We start from the raw sequence: 19,017 nt of genomic DNA on the forward strand, positions 1-19,017 counted from the left end.
TGATCACCTAACAACGCTTTAGCGGCGGTACAACGATTGCAGCATCACCTGTGCGCCGTTTGGCGTACTGGCGTAGGAAGTAATACGGAACACGGCTTGATCCGGTGGTGACTCAACCGGCTCTTTGGATCCGTCGACACCTTGGCCACCTGCGGCAGCACCTCCGGTCGACATGCCGTAGTCTTCGATGACATATCGCGGTTGAATCGCCGTCGGCCCTGAACCCAATGCCGTACCTTGGCGATAGCCGGGTGAAGATGTATTTGTCCAGAAGGTATTGAGGTCCCACGGCGGTGTTGCCGTGACAACCGGACTTGCGCAACGACCCGCCGAACAGCCACTGGTCGGCGCGACAGCGATCGTGCCATCACGCACGGAAAGCTCAGCTTCACGCATGCCCGCTTCCGCTGCCTGGAATGCAGCGGCGCGCGCCAAGGTATTCGCTGCCATGCGCTCTTGCATGATGGCGCCGCGCATGGACGCGAGTCCAAGCAAAGTTACGACGATCAGCAGCATCAATACAACGATCAATGCGGCACCTTGTTGGCCTTGACGGCCTTGAATCCCATAGAAGCTCGGCGTGTTCATTGGATGTCCAAATGATTGCGGAGTGCGATGACATCGACCGCAGATCGGGTCAGCGCAGCATTATTGGTGCCACGTACATCTGTCGTGGATTGCGCACCTTGCACAGAAGTGAATGTCATCGCAACACGCACCGCGGTCACTGTTGCCCATTGCGTGCCTGTGACTGAACTAGCATTAACGAATGTGGTTGCGTTGCCGATCTTGTAAGAGAGCTGAAGGCTCTGCACACCTTCGGCAATTTCACTGGCAGTGCCATTGACCGTCCTGAACAAGGAATTGCTGCCGCGTCCGTTGGCCGCAATCGTCCATTGAATGGCCGAAGGCACAAGAAGCATTGCCGGTGAGCGACCGCGTTCTGCGCTGGCACCACATGTGGTTTGGTCGACACTGTTGAAGCAGTAACCCACCGTACTGGCCACGGCATCGCTACACCTTGCGTAATCGGGCTGACGTGTAAAGCCACGGCCACAATTTGCAGTGCCATCATGGCCAACCGTCGTTCCGCCACTGGTGATCTTCGTTGCCGAGAACAGAATGGCGGTGTCTGCGTTGCAGACCATCAAGGTTTGACCATTCACCAATCCCGCCGTGTCACTGACGGTCAGGTCTGCACCGGGTGTCGAATGGCTGGTGACGCGCGAACGCCCGCTTGCGTTGAACACGGTGACAGAATCGCTCGTTCCGTTTTCAGTACCCGTCAAACCCATTTGATAGGTCGTCCAAACAGGATTACTACGATCGGCCAAGAGATTGATCGGGCCTGCAGTCGCTGTGAAGCGCGTACATGGATTCGAACCTGCTTCGCGAACGTCCCGCGACATCATTTCAAACGCTGCGCGTTGGTTTTCTTGAATCCGATTGGTGGCTTCCGTCGAACCATAGACACGCTTGTTCGATAGGAAAATGCCGCCGGCCGCAGCAATCACCAGCAAACCCAGCACGAGTGAAATCATCAGCTCCACCAGGGTGAAGCCGGATTGCGCCGCAGGCATTTTGGAACGTTCGAAACTCATATGCGGCTCCGGATAACAATTTCTTGCGTTTGGCTGCCGCCGGTTGCGCGTTCATCACTCCAACGGACACCCACTTCGCAAATTTGCGTGTCAGGCGTGCAGATGACGCGACCCATTGCGTCGGGTGCGATCGTGGTCTGCAAGCTATTGAGCCATGCGGCCATCGAACCCGGGTCACCGGTGCCGTCGCCCGCCACAAAGGTGTTGGTGTTGTAGCCCGAAATATTGCCGCGATTGCCGCGAATAATGTCGAACATCGAATACACCTGAATCGACGCTTGCGTGCGCGATGCCGAACTGCCAGCGTTCTTCAACGTGATGGCTTGCAACGCCGCAATACCCAAAATGCCGATGGCCAACACCAGCACCGAAATCAAGACTTCCAACAAGCTGACGCCTGCTTGGTCGCTTGGACGTTTAAATGAGTTCAAACGCATCTTCATCGTGTCCTCAATGTTCCGTGGGGTTCGAGCACGCGGCGGTTGCTGTACGACGTGCTGTGGTGACGCGTCCCATGGACGAAGTGATATCCATTGCGTTGCTGCCCGTGATATTGCTGCCACACACAGCCACGGTAGCCGTTGTGGGCGCTGCAGCACCGGTGCCTGCTTTGGAGAAACCGGAGGGTCCAAAGGTCACGCGAAAATTAGCTGAGACCAAATTCGGGCTACCTTGCGCTGTCACACCTGTCGGCAAGGTGATCTCCCGGATCACCTCATTGCCGGCAGTGCGGACAATCCAACGTGTACCCGCTGCGTTCGAACAGGAGGAACCGTCGGCCGTCGGGCACAGCGTGACCGTTTGTGCTCGAGAAATCGCGGTCATTCGTGCGGTTTGTAGCGCACCCACAAACTCATTCCCTGCACTGGTCAAGCGCGCGCGCCGCGTCATTTGGGTGAAGCTCGGCGCGGCAATGGCACCAATGATTGAAATCAAAGCGACCACAACCATCAGTTCGACCAATGAGAAGCCGAATTGACCTTGTTTGGATTTAACGCCAGCACTGCGCACGTGGTATCCCCTACTCGTCATAAAGCACCTTAGATTGTCCCCGCGCCCTTTGTACCGTGACCCGACGGGCGGCCTTTCATGGTAGCTGAACGGCCAGACATCAAGGACGGCTAAGATGGGACATGACCACCGAACGTCGCCATCCCCTGGACACGCTTTTTGAACCCGCCACGCTGATCAGTGTGTTTGCGGCGGGCGAATTGCTGGCGGTGATCCTGGTTTTGGCCCCGGAACTTCAGGAGGCACGACTGATTCGCTTTGGCGTGCTCTCCTTTGCCATCCAGTGGATTTGCCTCTTCACCCTGTCGGTGCTGTATCTCTTCCGCAAACCGTTGCGGAGCTGGCCTGTTTGGGGTGTGATTGCGCTGGCGATCAGCTTGCTCTTCCTACTCACGGTCGTGTCGTCTGGGATTGCCCAATGGCTGATTGCGCCGACACAACAGGTGATGGCCACCGGCGTGCGGCTATTCGGCGCCTTGTTATGCATGTTGCTGTTCGGCTTGCTTGCGCTCCGCAGCCACTGGGCCGCGCAAACACAAGAGTACCGGGCCAAGCAATCCGAGCTCTCCGCACTTCAAGCGCGCGTCGATCCGCACTTTCTATTCAATACGTTGAATACCGCGATTGCCTTGGTCCACGACCGACCCGATGCTGCAGAACATGTGTTGCTGGATTTGTCTGATCTTTTCCGCGCCGCGCTCGCAGAAACGCAAGTCGTGTCTTTGGTAAAAGAACTCGAATTGACAGATCGGTATCTTGAAATCGAGCAAATCCGATTCGGCGAACGTCTCAAGGTCATCCGTCAGTACCCAGAGCTGATGCCCGACATCACCCTGCCCTCGCTCTCTATTCAACCGCTCGTTGAAAACGCCATTCGACATGGCATCGAGCCTCTGTTGTCCGGAGGCAGTGTCGTCATTCGCGTGGTGACTGAGCGCAATTCAGTCAAGATTGAGATTGAGAACGATCGCGATGCGCAAAGCATGGTGTCCGCAAGAACCGGACACAAAGTCGGCATAGCAGGCGTCAAGGCAAGAATCCTTGCAGCAACACAAGGCAAAGGTTTTCTGGAAACCGAAAACAACGATGCGCGCCATGTAGCGCGCATCGTCTTACCGCGTTGAATTAACGAACGACGCGATAGCAGGGCTGATATTCGCCACTGATTTTCATGCGGCGCTGATCGACAAAAGCACGCAACAGATGGTCCATCGCTTCCATGATTTCAGGGTCGCCATGGATCTCAAATGGCCCGCGTTCTTTGATTCTGCGCACGCCCTGCTCTTTCACGTTGCCGGCCACGATGCCTGAGAATGCGCGACGCAAGTCGGCCGCGAGATCTTGCGGTGCCCTGCCCTTGTGCAATTGCAGTCCCGCCATTTCTTCGTGGGTCGGATCAAACGGCACTTGGAATTCAAAGGGAATTTCCATGGCCCAATTGAAGAAGAACGAATCGCGATTGGCGATGCGGTATTCACGTACAGCGCGAATGCCCTTCACCATCGTGCGTGCAACCAACTCAGGTTGACCAACGATGATTTCGTAGCGTGAAGCCGCATCATCGCCCAAGGTCAAACGAATGAACCGGTCGATCTGTTCGAAGTACGCCGCTGCGGATTTTGGACCTGCCAAGATCAACGGCATCGGCAGCTTGCGATTTTCTTCGCGCAACAGAACGCCGAGCAAATACAAGATTTCTTCGGCGGTACCGACACCCCCCGGGAACACGATGATGCCGTGTGACATCCGCACGAAGCCTTCAAGACGCTTCTCGATGTCCGGCATGATCACCAAGTTGTTGACGATCGGGTTCGGCGATTCAGCTGCAATGATGCCGGGCTCGGTCAAACCGATATAGCGAGAATTGCTTCTACGTTGCTTGGCGTGCGCAATCGTTGCGCCTTTCATTGGGCCCTTCATTGCGCCCGGACCGCAGCCGGTGCAAATATCGAGCGCGCGCAAGCCGAGTTCATAACCGACTTGCTTGGTGTATTCGTATTCTTCGCGTCCAATTGAATGGCCGCCCCAACACACGACCAAATTCGGATCGCCCGGTTTCAATACACGTGCGTTGCGCAGCAAGCGAAACACGTTGTCTGTGATGCCGGCGGATGTTTCCAGTTCTTGTGCGTACTCCGGCCCCATTTCAATTGCGGTGTAGACCAAGTCACGCACTACGGCGAATAACAAGTCCGCGATACCGCGAATGATGCGTCCATCGACGAATGCCATGCCGGGTGCATTGACCAGATCAATGCGAATGCCACGGTCTTGTTGATGGACTTGGATGTCGAAGTCCGGATACGCATTGGCCGCAGCGTTGGGGTCGTCGGAATGCGCGCCACTGGTCAACACTGCCAGTGCGCAATTACGGAGCAAGCCATGCATGCCGCCGGCCGATGCATCGCGCAATCGGGCCACTTCTTCGCGGGAGAGAATGTCCAGATGTCCTTTCGGATACAAGCTGGCGTTTACGGTGGTCAATACTTCATCTAGGGTAGGCAACGGGTCGGTTGCCGAGTCGTCTGCTTTTTTATCATTCATCTACAGAGTTTAGACAATTTCGCCTCGCAAAAACAAAAACGGCCGGGTTTCCCCGACCGTTTTTTTTGCGCTTCGTTCGATTAGAACTTGTAGCGCAGGCCCACCGAGATCGACCACTGCGAGATGCCGACGTTGAAGCCGTCTGCGTCGCCGTTGGCCACGTTCGGATTTTGTGCGCCCGTGAAGCTGTACACGTACTTGCCGGTTGCCGGATTGATGCCTTGGTAGTTGGCAACACCGGTGGTCGCAAAGAAGCCGTAATCGACCACATTGCCCCAATCGCGGCTGATCATGTTGCCGACGTTTTGGATGTCGGCCCAGATTTCAGCCTTGTGACCTTTCCAGAAGCCCGGCAATTCTTGCGAAATGCGAACGTCGAACAAGTTCACCCAGCCTGCACGGCCTCCGTTAGCCGGTGCAATGGTGCCGCGGTAGCGGTTCAGCTGCTTGTTGTTGTTGAGGTACTCGAAGAACGCTGCTTCCATACCCGGGTTCGCGGTGTAAACGCCTGCACTCGACAAGGTGCCGAATTGGACGTCGCCCGGGCCCGACGGCACGTACAACAAGTCGTTGAAGGAGCGGCTGTCACCGTTCATGTCGCTGTAGTACACCCAGCTGTACGGACGACCGCTACGGCCTTCATAGACCAAACCAATTTTGGTTTCGTAGTTGCCGAAGAAGTTGTGCTTCCAGGTCAGGTTGCCCGACACGCGGTCACGAATTTCGTAACGCGAACGGTTAACGGTTTCAGCATTGGCGCTGGCGATCGGGCTATAGGTGTAACCCGAGCTTGCGGTCGAGCTGGTCAAGGAACCGACTTCATTCGCATTGGTGTAGGTGTAAGCCAAGCTCCACGACCAATCGCTGGCCTTGGTCATCGGCTTCGACAAACTCACCGTGAACTGCTGGGTCGAACCCTTGTCGGTGCTGTCGATCATGTACACGTCACCCCAGCCCGACGGGCGGTTGGCACGTGCGGTGCTGTTTTGGGCGGTGTTACCCCAGAACAAATCACGGCCGTCCGGACCAACACGGCTGACGCGGTACATATCAAGCTTCTTGTAGTACAGCGCGGAGTTCACTTCCGTGGCCATCATTTCAGCCGAGAAGATCATGCCGTACCACGGCAAGCCGAAGTCGACGGCCAAGTTCGCTTTCCACACCGACGGTTGTTCGAAATCAGGCGATGCGAAGTTGACGCTTTGCGCAGGGCGGCTCGGCGGACGCGATGAGAAGTAGTACTGCTCAACTTGCGTGTAGTTCGGGCCGTAGGTGTTGTAGGAGTTGCTCAACCACACTTGCGGGGAGTCGCCTTGGAACAAGCCCAAGCCACCACGGATTTGTGCCAGCGACTCGTCGCTCAACTTGTAGTTGAAACCAATACGCGGTTGCAGCAAGAACTTGCCACCACCCACGTCGGAGTTGTTGTAACCCCACACAGCTTCTGCTTGTGCGTTGTACGGCGGCTTGTGGTCAACCGTGTAACGGTCTGCACGCAAGCCGTAGGTCAAGGTCAATGCGTCGTTGACATACCACTGATCTTGAACGAACAAACCGAGCGCGTTGTACTTGTACTTCGCAGCCATGTTGTCCACATCACCGTTCAACGGGTTGCGGATCATCGAGAAGCTCGGGTTGTTGTTTACGAAATCATTGACGCTGTTGTAATACAGCTGACCATCTACGAACGGTGCATAGATGTTGTAGATGTCATTCGTCGAGTAATCAGCACCAAACTTGATGTTGTGGTTGCCGACGACCCAAGTGGCCGCACCGAAGTAGTTCCAAGTCTTCGTGTACAGCTCGTTGTACTGCGAGTTCGACTCGGTACCCACGAACAAGTACGGGGACGAAGCAACACCGTCGGTCAGACGCGTGCCGTAGCTGATGCGGATTTCAGGGGTGCCTTCGGTCGGCGTGTTACGCACAGCGGCGTAGTCACGGAAGCTGACCTTGAATTCTGTCGAGAACGAATCGGTCCAATCGCTAAAGACTTGGGCGACATAGTTCTTGATGTTTTTGTCGTGCTGATACCAGTACGAGCTCAACGAAGCGCCGGTGCTGTTGAAGCCGTTCAAGCGCAGCTTGCTTTGTTCGAGGTCGCTATAACGGAAGCTCATGCGATGTGCGTCGCTGATGTTCCAGTCAAGCTTCAAAGCACGTTCAGTCAGCGTGGTATCACCATTGCTTGCGAGACCGCCGGCCGGCACGCCGTAACGCGCTTGGAATGCACTTTGAACGCGCGCGATATCGGCATCAGAGATGACGCCGGCGCCATAAGGCGAACCTGCGAGATCAGCACCCGGTGCTGCTTGTTCGTACTTTTCGTAGTTCGCGAAGAAGAACAGCTTGTCCTTCACGATCGGGCCGCCCAAGGTTGCGCCCAAGGTCTTTTCTTGGGTGAAACCATTGAACTTGTCGCCGTTGATCTTGTCCGAGCCATAGCCCTTCGGTGCGCGGCCGAACCATTCGCCATCACGGAAAGTGCCATATACCGAACCGTGGAATTCGTTCGTACCCGACTTGGTCACAGCATTCACAACAGCGCCGGTGGCGCCAGAAATCGTGACGTCGTAGTTCGACAAGTCGATGTCGAGTGCTTCGATCGCGTCCATGGCCACCGGTTGGCGACGGGTCGGCATATTGTTGCCTTCCAAGCCGAAGGTATCGCTGGCCGACACGCCGTCAACGCGAATGCTGTTGTAGCGCGGGTTTTGACCAGCGGCACTGATCGAGCCCGATGCGCGGTCAACAAAAGTCACGCGCGGATCGAGGCGCATGTAGTCCTGGATGTTGCCACTGGAAGACGGCAAAGCTTCAAGCGTTTGACGGGTAACGTTGGTGCCCGCGCCCGCTTTCAGGGGCGAGAACACGGCGGCGTCGATCGCAGACACGCTAATGGCGTCAAAGGTGTTGTTGGCCGCACCCGCAAGTTGTGCGTCCACTTGCGTGGTTTGATTCACGCTGAGGTAAACATTGCTTTCGGTGTCGTTACCCGAGCCGGCTTTGGATACAGCGATCGTGTACGGACCACCCACGCGCAAACCGCGTGCGTTATAGCGACCGTTCGCATCCGTCGTGACGCGGCTGGTGGTGCCGGACTCTACGTGCGTAATAACAACTTCGGCACCTGCGACAGGCGCGCCGTTAGCGGTGACTTGACCGCCGACACTAGCCGACGTGCTTTGAGCAAAAACAGGTGCAGCGACCAACGCTGCCATCAAGCCAAGTGCCAACTTGGACTTGCGGAGTTGATTCGGATTTCGCATGTATGGCCTCGATTCCAGGGCTACGACTAAAAAAGGTGCGGCCGTAGTCATGCCAAAGCACACGGTCGCGCATGTATTAAAACTGCGTTAAATAGTATGCCATTTCAGTGACATTCATGTGACACGTCTTGGAGGATGCGCTCCCGAATGTGTGCGCTCCGTCACACTATTTTGAGCCTTGGATTAGGGCACGGAACCCAAATAGGTCTTAATGCCGTCCAGAAACATCTGCACTGAGATGGCGACCAAGATCATGCCCATCAGGCGCTCCACCGCCGTGAGGACACGAGGACCCAGGACTTTGTACAGCGCCGTCGAGGATAGAAGGATGACAGCCGTGGCGATAATCGCGATCAGCAGTGCGAGGCTCCACTCCCATTCACGTCCGGGATATTGCGTCCCCATCAGCATCACGGTCGCCATGCCGGAGGGCCCAGCAATCATGGGCACGGCCAGCGGCACGATGAAGGGCTCGCCGTCTGGCAGCTCGCCCATGATCCCTTCCGGTGGCGGAAAGATCATTCGAATACCGATCAAGAACAACACGATGCCGCCGGCGATGGCCACCGACTGCTGCTCGAGATGCATGACTTCGAGTGCATAACGGCCGAACCAAAGGAAAATCATCAGTACAACGAACGCGATCAAGATTTCGCGCATGATGATTTTGCGTTGACGCGCAGCGGGCAAAGGTCGCAGCAGTCCCAACACGATAGGCACGTTGCCCAGCGGATCAAGGATCAGGAACAACAGCAAGGCAGCGGAGATGATGGTCATGCGTCTGCAATGTCCGTAGTGGCTTCGCCCATCATGGCGCGAATACAGAGCTCTGCATACTCACCGGGCATTTTGGCCGTGAAGTCGCGCTCCGCGATGTAGGCGCGCGAACGCAGCCCGGTACGCATCGGGCCCGGCGTGACCGCCACAACTTGGATGGCGGTATTGCTGAGCTCCCCTTTGAGCATCGGCACCAAGGCATGGCGTGCAGCATTGGCCAAGCCGTAACCGCCCCAGTAGGGTTTTGAGGTGCGCGTGGTGTCATCGAGTGCAATTGCAACAACACCCGCTTCCGATTTACGCAGGGCGGGCAAGCACGCCATGGTCGCCCAGACGCTGGCGGTCAAATTGACGTGGATCGCGCGCGCGACTTCTGCCGGATCGGTCAGTTCAATCGGCGTCAGGCCTGGAAAATGGGCCGCGGCATGAAAGACGCCATCAATTCGACCGTGCGCCTCATCGATTCGCTCAACCATTTCCGCCAGTTGTTCGGGCGATGCACCTTCCAAATCCAACGGGTACATCTGCACGAAGTGGCCTTCAGCCTCGATCGACTTCGCCACTTTTTCCAGCATGCGCACACTGCGCCCCGAAATAATGACCTGCGCGCCTTCGCTGGCGAAGCTACGCGCCGCTTCCGAACCCAGCCCACCTTGTGCGCCCAAGACAAGGATGACCTTGTCTTGCAGTCGCTTCGTTGCTGTCATGCGTGCTGTGCTTCGGCCACGAGTCGGGAGAGCTCGCCGGATTCGTGCAATTCGGTGACGATGTCGCAGCCGCCGATCAGTTCACCCTTAATGAACAACTGCGGGAAAGTCGGCCAATTCGAGAAACGCGGCAAATTGGCACGGATCTCGGGATCTTCCAACACATTGACCGAAGCGAGGTTTTCGACACCTGCGGCTTTCAAGGCTTGCACCGTCCGACTTGAGAAACCACACATCGGGAATTGCGGCGTACCTTTCATAAACAGCACGATCGGCTTCGATTCAACGGTTTCTTTGATGCGGTCGATCACATTCATGTCAGCTCCAAGGTTGGTCATGACAGCACGCCAACGCCAGTGAAATTACAATGAGCCATTGTAAACCCGCAGCATTCAAACTTGGAGTCGCCGCATGGCCATCGAACTGCCCGCACTACCCTACGACCGCACCGCACTTGAACCGCATATTTCGGGCGAAACGATCGACTTCCACTACGGAAAACATCACAAGTCGTATGTTGACAACCTCAACAAGTTGATTGACGGCACGAAATTCGCCGATATGTCACTCGAAGACATCGTCAAGCAATCGGACGGTGGCGTGTTCAATAACGCAGCCCAGATCTGGAACCACACGTTCTATTGGAACTGCATGAAGCCGCAAGGCGGCGGCGAACCGACCGGCAAGTTGGCCGATGCCATCAATGCCGCTTTCGGTGACTTTGAAAAGTTCAAAGCACAATTTACCGACACCGCAGTGAAGACCTTTGGTTCGGGCTGGGCTTGGTTGGTTCAACGTAAAGACGGCACGGTGGCTTTGGTCAGCACGTCGAATGCTGCGACACCGCTCACCGGTGACGACACGCCGCTGATGACCTGCGACGTGTGGGAACACGCGTACTACATCGACTATCGCAATCTGCGCCCGAAGTATCTGGAACACTTCTGGAACTTGGTGAATTGGGATTTTGTTGCTGGAAACATGAAGGCCTAAACGCATCACATCGCATCTCAGCCGCGCTAAAACGCGGCTGAGTGCTTTTGCTGTTTTACTTCAAGTTATACCCATACTTGGCCGCCAGCGAGGCATCGTCGCCTGACTCACCATGGCAGGCCGCAAAGTAAGTATTCGCCGGAATTTGCAGCGCACCGCCGACACCTGCGGGTGACAATTTCAAATCATCACCCTGCCCGCCAATCGATGCATACGGGTGCTGGCGCGAGCACACCACGACACCTTTCGGTTTGTCGCTCAACCAACGAATTTGAACGCCCTTCGCATCGACCGGGTAGTCGGACGAATGCATGGTTTCGCCGCGTTGAAAATCGAAATTGAACTTGGGTTCTGAGTCGATGCCGCCGCGTTCGACCTGCGTGACTTTCAACCAATCACACGTACCGGATTCACATGTGGCACGGATCACAAAACCGACCGGCAAGCGGTCGATGAACGCCATAGAGGGCTGACCCTGGGCATCGGTCACAGCCACCGAGGTCACTGGATTGTTGACGATTGCAACATCGTTCTTTTTGGCGGACTTTTTTGCCGCGGCCGCCGCATGTGTGGGGTTTTCAGAGTTATCTGCACTACTGCATGCAGTGAATGCAAACGCGAGGAATGAAACGGAGAGTAAGTGGGGGATTTTTTTCATCCCCATATCTTGCAACGAATTAATTCGAGAGTGCGTGAATCACCGGTAAAACTTGTTCTTTTCGTGACAGCTCTCCCCCTACGCGCTCGAGCGCACGCGAAAGTTCCTGCGCTGAATCTGCACGCAAGGTCGCATGACCCACTTTGCGACCCGCACGCGGTTGTTTTCCATAGTCGTGCCAATGGCCGCACGCATCACGCAGGATGGGTGTCGGATCGGGCATGTCGCCGATCCAATTCAACATGCACGCATGGCCGATCATACGTGTGCTGCCCAAGGGCAGGCCGAGCACGGCACGCAGGTGATTTTCGAACTGCGAGGTCTCGCTACCTTCCAATGTCCAATGGCCCGAATTGTGCACGCGTGGTGCCAATTCGTTGGCCATGAGTTCGCCGTCTTTGCAAAAGAGTTCGAGCGCGCAAACACCCACGTAGTCCAATGCTTCAACCAATGCTTTGGCATAGCCGGTCGCGCGCGCTGCCAGCGCATCATCGACGCGTGCCGGGGCAAGGCTCGCCGACAGCACACCATCGACGTGCCAGTTTTCGGTCAGCGGCCAGGTTTGGAATTCGCCATTGCGCCCGCGCACTGCCACGACGCTCAACTCGCGATCGAAATGCACAAACGCTTCGAGAATGAGGCCGGTTGAAAACGCTTGTGCACCCAGCGCATCCCATGCCGCATCAATGGACGCGGGCGAATTGTCGCGAATGCGATGTTGCCCTTTGCCGTCATAGCCAAGTCGACGCGTTTTCAGAATGCAGGGTGCGCCCAAGGTGTGCACCGCGGCTTCAAGATCTGCACGCGAGGTGATGTCTGCGAATGCCGGCACCGGAATGCCGAGTTGTTGGAACAAAGTTTTCTCGGCCAAGCGATCTTGCGCGGTGGCTAAGGCGCGCGGGTTCGGGAAGACAGGCACGAATTGCGTGAGCCATTCGGCGCTTTCAGCGGGTACGTTTTCAAAATCAAAGGTGGCGACATCCACTTCTGAAGAGAACTGTGCCAATGCATTCTCATCGCGATAGTCACCCAGCAAGAGCGGCGCAAATTGACCCGCACACGCATCTTCCACGCTGTCCAACACCAGAAATCGCAAGCCCAAAGGCGCACCGGCCAAGGCCATCATGCGCGCGAGTTGTCCCCCGCCGAGAATGCCAACGGTGGTCATTTGCGCGGATCGTCGTTTTGCAAGACGGCTTCGGTTTGTTCTGTTCTAAATGCGTCAAGCGCCTTGGCGATTTCGGGATGATCGTGCGCCAACAGTGAGGCAGCGAAGAGTGCGGCATTCGCCGAGCCCGCCACGCCAATTGCGAAGGTGGCGACGGGAATACCGGCCGGCATTTGCACAATTGAAAGCAAGGAATCCAAGCCGTTCAGTGCGCGAGACTGCACGGGCACCCCGAGGATCGGCACGCGCGTCTTCGACGCCAGCATGCCCGGCAAATGCGCTGCACCGCCGGCGCCCGCAATAATTGCGCGCAATCCGCGGCCCTGGGCATCTGCGGCATAGGAGAACAGCAGGTCAGGCGTCCGGTGCGCTGAAACCACGCGCACTTCGTGTGGAACGCCCAGAGCATCGAGCTTTTCGGACGCAGGCCGCATGGTTTCCCAGTCTGAGCGGGAGCCCATCACGATGCCCACCAAAGGGGTCTTGGAATCGGACAACATTATGTTCTCCACAGCTAAAGACGTATTCTAGCCATCACCCACGCAATCGCGAAATTCAATGGATAAGAAATTGCTCGACCTGTTGGTGTGCCCCGTGACTCGCCAGCCGCTTTCGCTGCTCGATCCGACACAACTCAAGACGCTTAATACCGCGATTGAAGCCAATGGTGTGGCATTCGGCGACGATCTCCAAAGCGAAACACTGAAGGAAGCCCTGATCACCCGCGATGGCAAACGCCTGTATCGCGTGGACGACGGAATTCCCGTTTTGCTGCCGGAAGCCTTCGCAGATGCGGCGGCGCTGGGATTCAAGGCCGCATGAGCCGTAGTCTGCAAATTGTGCCGCCCTTGCCGGAGGTCGTGGCAGAAGACGTCGCGAAAGCCTTCCGCGAAGATCTGGGTAGCGGCGATTTGACCGCGAGCTTGCTGCCGGATGCACCTGATTCCGCCTATTTGCTCTGCAAAGAAGACTGCGTTGTCGCGGGTCGCCCGTGGTTCGATGCCTGTCACAAAGCGCTCGATCCGAATGTGGTGATCACTTGGCAAGTTGAAGAGGGCGATCACGTGCGCAAAGGCACGGTCATGGCGCTGCTGCACGGGATGAACCGCGCGTTGGTCAGTGCTGAACGTCCTTCGTTGAATTTCTTGCAAACCTTGTCGGGTACCGCCACCACAACGGCCGCCTATGTCGCTGCGATTGGTGGGCGCGCCACAAAAGTGCTCGATACACGCAAAACCCTGCCCGGCCTGCGCATGGCACAAAAATACGCAGTGCGCATGGGCGGCGGTGAAAACCATCGCATTGGCTTGTTTGATGCCGTGATGTTGAAAGAAAACCACATTCGTGCAGCAGGATCACTGAGTGCTGCCGCTGCGCATGCGCGCACGATGTATCCGGATGCGCCGCTGATCATTGAAGTGGAAACGTTCGAGCAATTGCGCGAAGCGCTGCAAACGAACTGCACGCGCATCTTGATCGATGATTTCGACGCCGACATGCGCAAGGCAGCAGTGCACATTGCGCGCACGGAAGGTGGCAGCCGCACGCCGCTTGAAGTGTCGGGCGGTGTCGATATGCAGACCATTCGCGCAATCGCAGAAGATGGCGTCGATTACGTGTCCATTGGTGCACTCACGAAACACGTTCACGCCATCGATTTCTCATTGAAGTTGGGACCGCCGCCAGTTCAGCATGGGTGAACGGTCCGGCTGGTAGCGTTATCGCATTCGAATTCAGGAGCAATGGACATGCACATTTCGAACTGGGTGTTAGCCGCTGCAAGCAGCTTGGCGTTGGCCGGCTGTGCAAGTACGCCACCACCGAAAAAAGCGCCGCCGCCTGTGGTGACTGCGCCTAACAACGGCGCTTCGCAACCCACTGAGCCGAAAGCACCCGGTGCAGCCGTTCCTGCCGGACCTGTATACGGTGGCTCCACGGCGTCGCGAATTGTGCAAGTGGCACTTCGCGAGAATTACAACTGGTACCAGCCGTTTATCGACGTCAATGGTGGCCTTCGCTATCAGCGCACGACTGAGTCCGAAAAAGTGCGCTTGGCCGATGGCACGCCTAGCTGGGAAAAGGTCGTGACCTATTGGCGCAATAGCGGCACCCTGTATTCGATGATGGACAGCGGCATCAGTGGCGCGAGTGCCTGCCAAAGCATAAGTTACTCGACCGCCGAGTGTCGCGCGTTTCTGCTCGACAACCCTTGGTCGGCCGCCTTTATTTCGTATGTGATGTTGCAAGCGGGCGTAACGACTTTCAACACCTCCCCCGCACACATTGATTACATTCGCGATGCGTACAACAACACCGGCCCGTTCTTGATGATGAATCCGGCCACGACGCAGCCCGCACCTGGTGACTTGCTTTGCTATGTACGCAACACGCAAGCCATCGTTGGCTACGAAGGTTTGGCCGCTGCATTCGATAACAATCCCTCTTTACGCCAGGCTTCGCATTGCGACGTCGTCACCAAAATTGATCGCACCAACAAACTCATGGAAACCGTGGGTGGGAATGTGTTGAACGGTGTCACCTTGCGCAAATTGCGCTTGGATGATCGTGGCATCGCGATCTTGCCGCGTCCGACGAGCTTTCAAGCAACGAGTGACGATGAAGATTCGGGCGGCACGGGCTGTACGCCTGCAAATGAAGGCAATTGCAGCTTGAATCGCCAAAACTGGGCGGCGGTACTCAGGCTACGCATGCCTTGAGTCTTGTCATTGATTGGGGAGTTTGGGACGTGACGGGATTTGGATTTGATTTGGGGCGCGCAGCATGATGGGCGAAGCGCTGTTTGCGCTCATTGCATTCATGCTGCTGTTCTTTTGGTGGGACAGCTCACGAAAGGCCGCAGACCGGGCGCGCGAGTTGGGACGTAATGCTTGTCACGCCGCGGGCGTGCAGTGGCTGGATGAAAGCGTTCAACACGTCAAATCAAAATGGGCCAGAAGCGATCAAGGCTGGCTCGTTTTGGAGCGCACGTATCGCTTCGAGTATTCGCACGATGGCGCAGAACGTCACGAAGGCCGCCTCGTGCTGCGCGATGGCAGGCTGACAGGGTTTGTCGGGCCCACACGCGAAGTGACCTCACTCCACTAAGTCGCAACGCACGTAGTAGCGCGTTACTTCACAATCCGCAAATGTGCGCCACGCTTAGGCGGCGTCGGTGTGTCGTCCGGCGGTGTGTCACTGTCGGTCGCCGCTGCTTCCGGTACTTCCATGGATGCAGGTGGCATGTGTTCACCAGTGTCTGATGCACTTTCGCCAGAGGCGAACGCTGCCTCCGGCGGCATGCCCATCCCCGCGCCCGTTTCGCGCGCGTAGACGGCGATGATCGAAGACATCGGTAGATACAAAGATTGGCTGACGCCATTAAAGCGCGCCGAAAAAGTAATGGCGTCGTCGCCGATATCGAGCCCTTGCGTGGCCCGTGCGGCGATATTCAAAACCACCTTGCCGTCTTGTGCCGCGCCCGCGGGAATGTGCACATTGGCTTGTGTGGCATCCACCAACAAATGCGGTGTGAGGCCGTTATCGACAATCCACGCATACATCGCCCGTACAAGGTACGGACGCTGCGGTGTCATGTGCATTGCGGCAATCCTGCCTGATTATTCAGGCAGAACGCGCAGTTTGCGCTCGGCTTCGGTCAAGCTACGTGCGAAGCCCGGATTGCGGAAGATTCGGTTGCCGTAATCTTCGATCGCCTTGCCGTCTTTCGGCAACGGAATGTTCAACGCTTCCAAACGCCAAATAATCGGTGCCATCGCGCAATCGGCCAACGACATTTCGCTGTTCAAGAAGAACTTGCTTGCCTTAAAGAGCGGGATAGCCGCGGTCAGCAACTCCGTCAAACGCTTGCGACCGGCGTCGGCCTGCGTCTTGTTGCCCATTTGAATGGCCTGCACTTGCGGCACCCATTCGTGCTCGATGCGCAAGGTTGCCAGGCGAACGCGTGCGCGCGAGATGGGGTCCATCGGCATCAGTGCTGGATGCGGATAACGCTCATCAAGGAATTCCGTGACAACCAAGGCTGCGTACAGCACCAGATCGCGCTCAACCAAGGTCGGCACTGATTGATACGGATTCAGATCGATCAGGTCTTCCGGCGGTGCTTGCGGATCGACGGGAACGAGATCGTAGGGCACGCCTTTTGCGGCCAGTACCAAGCGCACGCGATGGCAAACCACGTCATCAAGCGCGGAATACAGCGTGAGTCCATTACGGGCGCGAACAGGCGAGCTCGCCAACAATCCCTTGTCGATCATCAATGCACGTCCTTCCAATACTCGTTTTTGAGGAGCCAAGCCAACAATGTGAAGATGGCGAGGAAGAGCAACACCCAGACACCCAAGGCAGGACGTTTCATCACAGCCGGCTCGCCTGCATAGACGAGGAAAGCGGTGATATCACGTGCCACTTGGTCAAACTCACGCGGCTTCAAGCTGCCTTCGTGCGCCAACTCAAGACGTTCAACCGGGCGTTCGCCTGTGACGTCGGCCTTGCCGTAGACCGGTTGTTGCACGCCTTGCAGTGACCACAAGGGGTTCGGCATGGATGCACCGGGGAACAAGGTGTTGTTCCAACCAACCGGACGGGTTTCGTCGAGATAGAACGACTTCAAGTAGGTATACACCCAGTCGTCACCGCGCACGCGCGAAATCAGGCTCAGATCCGGCGGCATTTTGTTGAATGCAGCCTGCGCCATTTCCGGCGTCATCGACGACAGAATGTGGTCGCCGAACTGGGCACCGTTGAGGTTCAGTTGTTCTTGAACGTCTTTCTCACTCAGGCCGAGGTCTTCTGCCAAACGGTTGTAGCGCAGATGCTTCAACGAGTGACAGCCCGCGCAATAGTTCACGTAGTACTTCGCGCCGCGTTGCAAGGAACCGCGGTCGGTCAGATCGACACCAGCCTGCTGCGTGTTACCGCCTTCGCTCGCTGACGCCACTTGGACGCCGCCCAAGTACAGGCCTGCCACCAAGGCAAACACTTTGAGAGCGGAGAACTTAGTCATGCATGGTCACCCGTTGCGGAACCGGCTTGGTCTTATCAATTGAAGTCCAGATCGGCATCGTCAAGAAGAAGAGGAAGTAGTACACGGTCAAGATGCGACCAATGATGGCCTCACTCGGATCAGTACCCGGGCCACCACCGATGATGCCAAGCCAAACGAAGCTCACAACGAACAGGCCCAGCATGATCCAGGACAGCGGACCACGGTAGCGGTAGCTCTTGACCTTGGAACGGTCGAGCCAAGGCAACAGGAAGAGCACGACAATCGCGCCACCCATGACCAACACGCCCCACAGCTTGATACCAAAGAACGACGGCACCACACGCAACATCGCGTAGTACGGCGTGAAGTACCACACCGGCTTGATGTGTGCAGGCGTGACCAACGGATCGGCCGCGGTGAAGTTGTCGTGTTCGAGGAACAGACCACCAAAGTTCGGAATGAAGAAGATGATGAAGGCGGCGACCATCAGGAAGCAGCCGACATAGAAGGTGTCCTTCACCGTGTAATACGGGTGGAACGGGACGCCGTCTGCCGGTGCCGTCGGCGACCAGCGGTTGCCCTTCGGGCCCTTCTTGATTTCAACGCCGTCCGGGTTGTTCGAACCGACTTCGTGCAATGCACCCAAGTGCAAGACCACGAGCAGCAACAACACCAACGGCAGTGCGATGACGTGCAAGGCGAAGAAGCGGTTAAGCGTGGCATCACCCGGGTTGAAGTCACCCATGATCCATTCGGTCAATCCGGTACCAATCACCGGAATCGCGCCGAACAGCGAAATGATCACCTTCGCACCCCAGTACGACATTTGACCCCACGGCAAGACATAGCCCATGAAGGCTTCTGCCATCAGCACGAGGTAAATCACCATACCGAGCAGCCACACCAACTCACGCGGCTTGCGATAGCTGCCGTACATGAGTCCGCGGAACATGTGCAAATAGATACAGATAAAGAACAGGGATGCGCCGGTGCTATGCATATAGCGAATCAGCCAGCCCCATTCGACATCACGCATGATGTATTCAACCGAATCGAACGCTTCTTTCGCGCTCGGCTTGAAGTGCATGGTCAAGAAGATACCGGTGAGGATCTGATTGACCAGCACCACCGTCGACAAAATGCCGAAGATGTACCAGATGTTGAAGTTCTTCGGAGCGTAGTACTCCGTCATGTGCTTGCGATACATGGGCATCAGCGCAGGTGCGCGCTCATTGACCCAATCCATCACATTGTTCGCGGTACGCATCACGATATTCGACATTG

22 protein-coding genes are annotated in these 19,017 nt (G+C 56.6%); 6 read left to right on the plus strand and 16 right to left on the minus strand.

Features of this window, described 5'->3' with window-relative positions; all coding sequences use genetic code 11:
• Positions 1-18: 18 nt before the first annotated feature.
• From G7069_RS00530 to G7069_RS00545, 4 genes are read right to left on the minus strand one after another with little or no spacing between them, the layout of a single operon-like run.
• Positions 19-588: a PilX N-terminal domain-containing pilus assembly protein gene (locus tag G7069_RS00530; protein WP_166293313.1), complete on the minus strand. Its 570-nt coding sequence runs from the start codon at positions 586-588 to the stop codon at positions 19-21.
• Positions 585-1,601, minus strand: a complete 1,017-nt coding sequence (locus G7069_RS10585) for a PilW family protein (RefSeq protein WP_205758760.1) — start codon at positions 1,599-1,601, stop codon at positions 585-587. Before G7069_RS10585 ends, G7069_RS00530 begins: the two co-directional genes overlap by 4 nt.
• The gene (pilV, locus tag G7069_RS00540; RefSeq protein WP_166293314.1) at positions 1,598-2,044 is read right to left on the minus strand and encodes a type IV pilus modification protein PilV; all 447 of its coding nucleotides are present in this window, start codon (positions 2,042-2,044) and stop codon (positions 1,598-1,600) included. Before pilV ends, G7069_RS10585 begins: the two co-directional genes overlap by 4 nt.
• 7 nt (positions 2,045-2,051) lie before the next feature.
• Entirely contained in the window at positions 2,052-2,633 is a 582-nt protein-coding gene (locus G7069_RS00545) for a GspH/FimT family pseudopilin (RefSeq protein ID WP_166293315.1), read from the minus strand.
• A gap of 101 nt (positions 2,634-2,734) precedes the next feature.
• Here G7069_RS00545 and G7069_RS00550 point away from each other — a divergent pair, with 101 nt between their 5' ends.
• The gene (locus G7069_RS00550) at positions 2,735-3,736 is read left to right on the plus strand and encodes a histidine kinase (protein WP_166293316.1); all 1,002 of its coding nucleotides are present in this window, start codon (positions 2,735-2,737) and stop codon (positions 3,734-3,736) included.
• A gap of 1 nt (position 3,737) precedes the next feature.
• On the opposite strand, the gene ppnN is transcribed toward G7069_RS00550, so the two are convergent.
• The 5 genes from ppnN to grxD all read right to left on the minus strand — a co-directional run bounded on the left by ppnN (position 3,738) and on the right by grxD (position 10,226).
• Complete coding sequence (ppnN, locus tag G7069_RS00555) at positions 3,738-5,156, minus strand: nucleotide 5'-monophosphate nucleosidase PpnN (RefSeq protein ID WP_166293317.1); 1,419 nt, start codon at positions 5,154-5,156, stop codon at positions 3,738-3,740.
• Between the two features lie 80 nt (positions 5,157-5,236).
• The gene (locus G7069_RS00560; RefSeq protein ID WP_166293318.1) at positions 5,237-8,425 is read right to left on the minus strand and encodes a TonB-dependent receptor; all 3,189 of its coding nucleotides are present in this window, start codon (positions 8,423-8,425) and stop codon (positions 5,237-5,239) included.
• Positions 8,426-8,608: 183 nt separating this feature from the next.
• Complete coding sequence (locus G7069_RS00565; RefSeq protein ID WP_166293319.1) at positions 8,609-9,202, minus strand: MarC family protein; 594 nt, start codon at positions 9,200-9,202, stop codon at positions 8,609-8,611.
• Positions 9,199-9,909 (minus strand): SDR family NAD(P)-dependent oxidoreductase, encoded by a 711-nt coding sequence (locus G7069_RS00570; RefSeq protein ID WP_166293320.1) that lies wholly within the window; start codon positions 9,907-9,909, stop codon positions 9,199-9,201. The genes G7069_RS00565 and G7069_RS00570 overlap by 4 nt, the downstream gene beginning before the upstream one ends.
• On the minus strand, positions 9,906-10,226 hold the full coding sequence (gene grxD / locus G7069_RS00575; protein ID WP_166297378.1) for a Grx4 family monothiol glutaredoxin: 321 nt from the start codon (positions 10,224-10,226) through the stop codon (positions 9,906-9,908). The genes G7069_RS00570 and grxD overlap by 4 nt, the downstream gene beginning before the upstream one ends.
• A 94-nt stretch (positions 10,227-10,320) precedes the next feature.
• On the opposite strand from grxD, the gene sodB reads away from it, so the two are divergent.
• Positions 10,321-10,902: a superoxide dismutase [Fe] gene (gene sodB / locus G7069_RS00580; protein WP_166293321.1), complete on the plus strand. Its 582-nt coding sequence runs from the start codon at positions 10,321-10,323 to the stop codon at positions 10,900-10,902.
• A gap of 55 nt (positions 10,903-10,957) precedes the next feature.
• On the opposite strand, the gene G7069_RS00585 is transcribed toward sodB, so the two are convergent.
• The 3 genes from G7069_RS00585 to purE are packed head-to-tail and all read right to left on the minus strand — an operon-like array spanning position 10,958 to position 13,228.
• On the minus strand, positions 10,958-11,560 hold the full coding sequence (locus G7069_RS00585; protein WP_166293322.1) for a hypothetical protein: 603 nt from the start codon (positions 11,558-11,560) through the stop codon (positions 10,958-10,960).
• A 19-nt stretch (positions 11,561-11,579) separates the two neighbouring features.
• On the minus strand, positions 11,580-12,728 hold the full coding sequence (locus G7069_RS00590; RefSeq protein WP_166293323.1) for a 5-(carboxyamino)imidazole ribonucleotide synthase: 1,149 nt from the start codon (positions 12,726-12,728) through the stop codon (positions 11,580-11,582).
• Complete coding sequence (gene purE / locus G7069_RS00595; RefSeq protein WP_166293324.1) at positions 12,725-13,228, minus strand: 5-(carboxyamino)imidazole ribonucleotide mutase; 504 nt, start codon at positions 13,226-13,228, stop codon at positions 12,725-12,727. The genes G7069_RS00590 and purE overlap by 4 nt, the downstream gene beginning before the upstream one ends.
• Positions 13,229-13,286: 58 nt before the next feature.
• On the opposite strand from purE, the gene G7069_RS00600 reads away from it, so the two are divergent.
• The 4 genes from G7069_RS00600 (at position 13,287) to G7069_RS00615 (ending at position 15,833) form a co-directional block, all read left to right on the plus strand.
• Positions 13,287-13,550, plus strand: coding sequence for a Trm112 family protein (locus G7069_RS00600; RefSeq protein WP_166293325.1), 264 nt, complete (start codon positions 13,287-13,289; stop codon positions 13,548-13,550).
• Positions 13,547-14,428 carry a carboxylating nicotinate-nucleotide diphosphorylase gene (gene nadC, locus G7069_RS00605; protein ID WP_166293326.1) on the plus strand — a complete coding sequence of 294 codons (882 nt, stop codon included), beginning with the start codon at positions 13,547-13,549 and terminating at the stop codon, positions 14,426-14,428. Before G7069_RS00600 ends, nadC begins: the two co-directional genes overlap by 4 nt.
• Positions 14,429-14,476: 48 nt before the next feature.
• Entirely contained in the window at positions 14,477-15,445 is a 969-nt protein-coding gene (locus G7069_RS00610; RefSeq protein WP_166293327.1) for a DUF2272 domain-containing protein, read from the plus strand.
• A 67-nt stretch (positions 15,446-15,512) separates the two neighbouring features.
• Positions 15,513-15,833: a DUF3301 domain-containing protein gene (locus G7069_RS00615; RefSeq protein WP_166297380.1), complete on the plus strand. Its 321-nt coding sequence runs from the start codon at positions 15,513-15,515 to the stop codon at positions 15,831-15,833.
• Between the two features lie 23 nt (positions 15,834-15,856).
• Here G7069_RS00615 and G7069_RS00620 read toward each other — a convergent pair whose 3' ends face one another.
• The 4 genes from G7069_RS00620 to G7069_RS00635 are packed head-to-tail and all read right to left on the minus strand — an operon-like array spanning position 15,857 to position 19,015.
• Complete coding sequence (locus tag G7069_RS00620; protein ID WP_240912594.1) at positions 15,857-16,327, minus strand: ClpXP protease specificity-enhancing factor; 471 nt, start codon at positions 16,325-16,327, stop codon at positions 15,857-15,859.
• Positions 16,328-16,345: 18 nt separating this feature from the next.
• On the minus strand, positions 16,346-17,002 hold the full coding sequence (locus G7069_RS00625; RefSeq protein WP_166293328.1) for a glutathione S-transferase N-terminal domain-containing protein: 657 nt from the start codon (positions 17,000-17,002) through the stop codon (positions 16,346-16,348).
• Positions 17,002-17,751: a cytochrome c1 gene (locus G7069_RS00630; RefSeq protein ID WP_166293329.1), complete on the minus strand. Its 750-nt coding sequence runs from the start codon at positions 17,749-17,751 to the stop codon at positions 17,002-17,004. Before G7069_RS00630 ends, G7069_RS00625 begins: the two co-directional genes overlap by 1 nt.
• Positions 17,744-19,015 (minus strand): cytochrome bc complex cytochrome b subunit, encoded by a 1,272-nt coding sequence (locus tag G7069_RS00635; RefSeq protein ID WP_166293330.1) that lies wholly within the window; start codon positions 19,013-19,015, stop codon positions 17,744-17,746. The genes G7069_RS00630 and G7069_RS00635 overlap by 8 nt, the downstream gene beginning before the upstream one ends.
• Positions 19,016-19,017: the final 2 nt, after the last annotated feature.

The sequence above is a fragment of the Lysobacter sp. HDW10 genome (assembly GCF_011300685.1).
Classification (GTDB): domain Bacteria; phylum Pseudomonadota; class Gammaproteobacteria; order Xanthomonadales; family Xanthomonadaceae; genus Solilutibacter.

Excerpts from the sequence above, each read along its gene's own strand:
- G7069_RS00530 (WP_166293313.1), bottom strand. The coding sequence starts at position 588 with ATGAACACGCCGAGCTTCTATGGGATTCAAGGCCGTCAAGGCCAACAA.
- G7069_RS10585 (WP_205758760.1), bottom strand. The coding sequence starts at position 1,601 with ATGAGTTTCGAACGTTCCAAAATGCCTGCGGCGCAATCCGGCTTCACC.
- pilV (WP_166293314.1), bottom strand. The coding sequence starts at position 2,044 with ATGAAGATGCGTTTGAACTCATTTAAACGTCCAAGCGACCAAGCAGGC.
- G7069_RS00545 (WP_166293315.1), bottom strand. The coding sequence starts at position 2,633 with ATGACGAGTAGGGGATACCACGTGCGCAGTGCTGGCGTTAAATCCAAA.
- G7069_RS00550 (WP_166293316.1), top strand. The coding sequence starts at position 2,735 with ATGACCACCGAACGTCGCCATCCCCTGGACACGCTTTTTGAACCCGCC.
- ppnN (WP_166293317.1), bottom strand. The coding sequence starts at position 5,156 with ATGAATGATAAAAAAGCAGACGACTCGGCAACCGACCCGTTGCCTACC.
- G7069_RS00560 (WP_166293318.1), bottom strand. The coding sequence starts at position 8,425 with ATGCGAAATCCGAATCAACTCCGCAAGTCCAAGTTGGCACTTGGCTTG.
- G7069_RS00565 (WP_166293319.1), bottom strand. The coding sequence starts at position 9,202 with ATGACCATCATCTCCGCTGCCTTGCTGTTGTTCCTGATCCTTGATCCG.
- G7069_RS00570 (WP_166293320.1), bottom strand. The coding sequence starts at position 9,909 with ATGACAGCAACGAAGCGACTGCAAGACAAGGTCATCCTTGTCTTGGGC.
- grxD (WP_166297378.1), bottom strand. The coding sequence starts at position 10,226 with ATGAATGTGATCGACCGCATCAAAGAAACCGTTGAATCGAAGCCGATC.
- sodB (WP_166293321.1), top strand. The coding sequence starts at position 10,321 with ATGGCCATCGAACTGCCCGCACTACCCTACGACCGCACCGCACTTGAA.
- G7069_RS00585 (WP_166293322.1), bottom strand. The coding sequence starts at position 11,560 with ATGAAAAAAATCCCCCACTTACTCTCCGTTTCATTCCTCGCGTTTGCA.
- G7069_RS00590 (WP_166293323.1), bottom strand. The coding sequence starts at position 12,728 with ATGACCACCGTTGGCATTCTCGGCGGGGGACAACTCGCGCGCATGATG.
- purE (WP_166293324.1), bottom strand. The coding sequence starts at position 13,228 with ATGTTGTCCGATTCCAAGACCCCTTTGGTGGGCATCGTGATGGGCTCC.
- G7069_RS00600 (WP_166293325.1), top strand. The coding sequence starts at position 13,287 with ATGGATAAGAAATTGCTCGACCTGTTGGTGTGCCCCGTGACTCGCCAG.
- nadC (WP_166293326.1), top strand. The coding sequence starts at position 13,547 with ATGAGCCGTAGTCTGCAAATTGTGCCGCCCTTGCCGGAGGTCGTGGCA.
- G7069_RS00610 (WP_166293327.1), top strand. The coding sequence starts at position 14,477 with ATGCACATTTCGAACTGGGTGTTAGCCGCTGCAAGCAGCTTGGCGTTG.
- G7069_RS00615 (WP_166297380.1), top strand. The coding sequence starts at position 15,513 with ATGGGCGAAGCGCTGTTTGCGCTCATTGCATTCATGCTGCTGTTCTTT.
- G7069_RS00620 (WP_240912594.1), bottom strand. The coding sequence starts at position 16,327 with ATGCACATGACACCGCAGCGTCCGTACCTTGTACGGGCGATGTATGCG.
- G7069_RS00625 (WP_166293328.1), bottom strand. The coding sequence starts at position 17,002 with ATGATCGACAAGGGATTGTTGGCGAGCTCGCCTGTTCGCGCCCGTAAT.
- G7069_RS00630 (WP_166293329.1), bottom strand. The coding sequence starts at position 17,751 with ATGACTAAGTTCTCCGCTCTCAAAGTGTTTGCCTTGGTGGCAGGCCTG.
- G7069_RS00635 (WP_166293330.1), bottom strand. The coding sequence starts at position 19,015 with ATGTCGAATATCGTGATGCGTACCGCGAACAATGTGATGGATTGGGTC.